This is a genomic window from bacterium (assembly GCA_035281585.1).
GTDB lineage: Bacteria > UBA10199 > UBA10199 > DSSB01 > DSSB01 > DATEDP01.
Map to the genome: position 1 here is coordinate 1 of DATEDP010000066.1, position 4113 is coordinate 4113.

1 protein-coding gene is annotated in these 4113 nt (G+C 60.4%); it reads right to left on the minus strand.

What is annotated here, in order from left to right; all coding sequences use genetic code 11:
* The coding region (locus VJR29_05055; GenBank protein ID HKY62770.1) for a HEAT repeat domain-containing protein at nt 1-4113 on the minus strand (4113 nt) is incomplete at both ends.

A 4113-nucleotide genomic window follows, 5' to 3' on the forward strand; every position in this document is an offset into this window, starting at 1 on the left:
AGGGAAGGAGTCGAATCGGTCAAGAGTCGTTCCAAGGCCGGCCGCGATGCGGGATCGCCCCGCTGACCCAAGGCGACGACGGCGGCTTCTCTCACGGGCATTTCCCGATCTTCCAGAGCCTTTTCCAAGGCTGGGCGGGCCGCATGGTCGCCCGATTCGCCCAAGGCCAAAGCCGCCTGGCGGCGCAATTCCGAATTCGGACTGACTAAGGCATTGTCCAGGATCGGTTGCGCGGCCGAGCCTCTTAATTTTCCCAAAGCTTGGAGGACGGTGCCGCGGATCATGCATCGGGGGTCTTCGTAGAGTTTTCGCAATATTGTTAAAGAGGCGGGATCGCCCAGATCGCCGAGCGCCATGACGGCGTTCGCTTGGACGTCCTCATTCGGATCGTTCACGGCCTTTTCCAAGGCCGCCCGAGCAGCCGGATCGCCGAGCATTCCCAAGGAGGTGGCCGCGGCCGCTCGCACGTTGGGCAGAGGGTCCTCCAGGGCTCGTTCCAGCGCCAGTCGGGCCGTCGGCTCGCCCAAATGCCCTAGCGCTTCGGCAGCGCTGGCCCGGACCTTGGCATCGGAATCGCCCAAAGCTTGCTCTACGGCTGGACGAGCCTCGGGATCGCCCAAGTTGCCGAGAGCCGTCACCGCATTTCGCCGGACGCTGGGAGCCGCTTCGCTCAAAGCCCCTTCGAGGAGGATGCGGCCGGCTCTGGGCTTCACTTGGTCGACCCACTCGATTTGTTCCAATAAGCTCCAATTCAAATCTTGAGCCAGGCGTTCCAGGGTCTCGATATCGGCGTTCTGGAACACCTTCATCAACCAAATAGCCATTCCCATTCCTTGGGAGGCGGCTAATTCCTCGTAGACCGGCCTAAGGTCGCTGATGCCTTCTTTGGCCAAGGCTCTTTGGATGGCGGCACGGAGCAGGGCCTCGGAGCTTTCGGCCTGGGCTTCGTTCCACTTCGGCAGTCGATTCAGAAGTTTTTGCAGTTCATCCGCTTTGCTCTCTTCGCTCTCGGCGATGCCGCGGCCCAATTCCTCGGCGAGAATTTTTTGGATCTCGGCGTGGCCGGGCCGGGGCGGAGCCCCCGAGGAGAGTTGGCGAAGGGCTTCGGCGGCGGCGCGGCGGACTTCCGCGGTCTTGTCTCGCAACAAGGCTTGCAGGTTCTGAACCGCGTCTTGCGCTCCGATTTGACCTAGGGCCAGCGCGGCGGCGGCTTGGACCAAGCTTTCCTTGTCCGAAAGCGCCGCTTGGAGCGCTTCGATCGCCTCGGTGGCCCGGAGGCGGCCCAAGCCCTCGGCCGCGGCCATTCGGAGCGTTTCATCGCCCCACTTTAGAGCCTTCATTAAATCGGGCACGGCTTTGGGCGAACCTAGGTGGCCAAGGGCGGAGGCCGCGCTGGCTTGGACGTAAGGATCATCGGCTTCAAGCAAAGGCAGCAGATCGATCAAGGCTTCCTCGGGAGCCCAGCGGCCCAAGCCAAGGATGGCGTTCATCATCACTCCTTGAGCCTGGTGCTGGAGCAAATTCCGCATCAGGAGCAAAGCCTCCTCTTTGGCGCCCAAGCGCCCCAGGGCCTCGGCCGCATAGGCTCGGCGAAGGGGGCTGACTCGAGCGGCGTAGGCGCGCAAGTCCTCGATGGCCGTCACGACACCCAATTGGCCCAAGGCCTGGGCTGCTGTGCTTGAGACTTGGATATCGGGATCGTCTAAGAGGAGTCGCAGGTCTTCGCCGGCTTCCTTGGCGCCCAAGGTCGCGATCGCCTCGACCGCTTCCCGGCGGATCGAAGCGCTGGGACTCTTGAAGAGAGCCCGCAAATCCTTGGTGGCTTCCCGGGCGCCGATGGCGCCTAGCGCCGCCGCCGCGCACATCTGAACTTGCTCGTCGCCGTCCTTCAGGAGGGATCGCAGCTCTGGAATGGCTCCCTTGGCCCCGATTTGGCCTAAGACGGCGGCGGCTTTTCGGCGCAGGTCGGACGAAGGATCCTCGACGGCATTCTTCAAAAGCCATTCCGCGGCGCCAGCGGGCTTGAAGCCCGACAGCCAATCCATGGCCATGGTTTTGTCCCAGTTCAATTCGGCGAATAAGCGGGCCAGCTCTTCCGGGCCGGCTTCCTGAAAGATCCTGCCCAGCCAGGCGTCCAGGGCCATGCCTTCGCTTTCGGCCAAGGCCTGATAAACCGCCTCGAGATCGGAAATGCCTTCCTTGGCCAAGATCTGACGGATGGTGGCGCGGATCGAGGCATGGTTCTCCCAATGCGGTAGATGTTTAAGGAGGTCTTGCAATCTGGCCGCGTCCAAGCTCGAGACTTTGGTCAAAGCTCGGTTCAACTCGTCGGCGACGAGATGGCGGACCTCTCGGTATTCCGGGTTCCCCTTTCGCTTAGGGGAAATTCTGGAGAGGATCTCGGCGATTCTCCATTGATCGTGAAAACTCTCCAAATATTCCAAGGTGGGAATGTCTCGGGTCCTTTCGGCAAATTCCAAAAGCGCTTCGGCGGCCCAAGTATTTTTCTTATGAAGTTGGCGCAGGAAGGGTCGCGGATCTGTTCCTGATTCGAAGAGCTCGATTTTTCTTAGATATTCTTGGGCTTCTTGACCGATGGAAGCAAATCGACCGCCAAGCTTTGCAATGGCCCTGAGATCGTCCTTCCCCTCTTCCAAGCCAAGATCGCCCAAGGCCTTCGCCGCTTCGAGTCGAATGCCCTGGTTTTTGGACCTAAGCGCGGAGCCCAACGCCGTCACCCCGACGGGATCCCCCAATCCGGCGAGCGTCTTGGCAGCGGCGACGGTGACGTAAGTTTCGCCGTGGGTTTCGGCTTGGACAATCCACCGCTTGAGATGCTCGAAATCCCGAGCGCCGAGCGAAGCGATCGCTTTTATCGCATATTGAACCGCCTGGATCTCACCGGTATTCAATCGTCCGCGCTTGGACTTCTCCGTGAGAAATCCTTCCAACCAAGCCAGGCCTCCCGGTGGTCGGAAAGAGTAAATCCAGAGGGCGATTTTGGTTTCGTCCCATCCGCAGTCATGGAGTATTTCCTGCAACTCATCGACGCTTGCGTCCTTCAGGACGAGGCCTAGGTATACCTCGGGATCGAGATCCTGCATTTGGGCCAGGCTCAAGTAAATCGATAGTAGACTTGAGGTGTCATCTTTGGCCAAGGTTTTGCGAATGGCTTGGCGGAGCTCGGGATGGGATTCGGTGGAGGTGCTTAAATCGGCCTCGCTGAGGTCGGTTTGGAGCTTATCCAAGACCGGCTGGAGCTGGTCGCGGACTTCGAGGTTGAGGGTTCGGCCGGGATAGACCAGCTCGGCGCCGAGCAGGATCGACTCCTCGGGGCTCAAGGTCTTGGTCTCGATCAAGGCGGTCGCGATCAGTCCCCAGCGCTGGAGGTCGCGTAAGGTGAGCGTCTCGTTGTCGTTTGCCAGGATCTTCAAGGCCTCGGCGTGGGCCTCGACCATGTTGGAGGCGATGGAGGCGAGCCGCGGCATCGTCTCGGCGACGATCCGGCTCAATTCTTCGGGCGTGAAGTCGTCGCGAAGGTAGATCTTGCGGAACTTGTTCTCTAGAGCCGGCGAATGAGCCTTGCGGCCGCCCTGCATCTCGGCCGGATTCTGGGTGAAGATGATCCGGAAGTTGGGATCGGCCTTGACCGGAACCTTGGCCCCGTTCTCGGTCACCATCAGCATCCTGTCGTCGTCGAGCAGCGAGTTGAGCCGCTCCAAGACCTCGGGCGGAATCAGGTTGGCTTCATTGAGGATTAAGATCGATCCTTCGCGTAAAGCTTTGAGGATATAGCCTTGTTGAAAAACGAGATTTCCCTGCTCGTCGATGGTCGGCATCCCGACCATCTCGGCCGAGCTGTGATCGGGGCTGCCGGTGGCTTCGACGACGTCTTGGCCGAGGAGCTTGCCCAGCCACTTGGGGATCGAGGACTTGGAGACCGCTGGCGGTCCTTCGAGGAGGACGTTGTCCCCTCTTCTTAAGGAATCGAGGACCTTGGCGGCGTACTTCAAGGTGGTGGCGACCGGGATCAAGTCTTCCCAGAGGCTGCATTCTTCGACCGGAGCTTTTTGGAGTGAGCGGACGGTCCGAGCATAGGCTTCGACTTCGGCT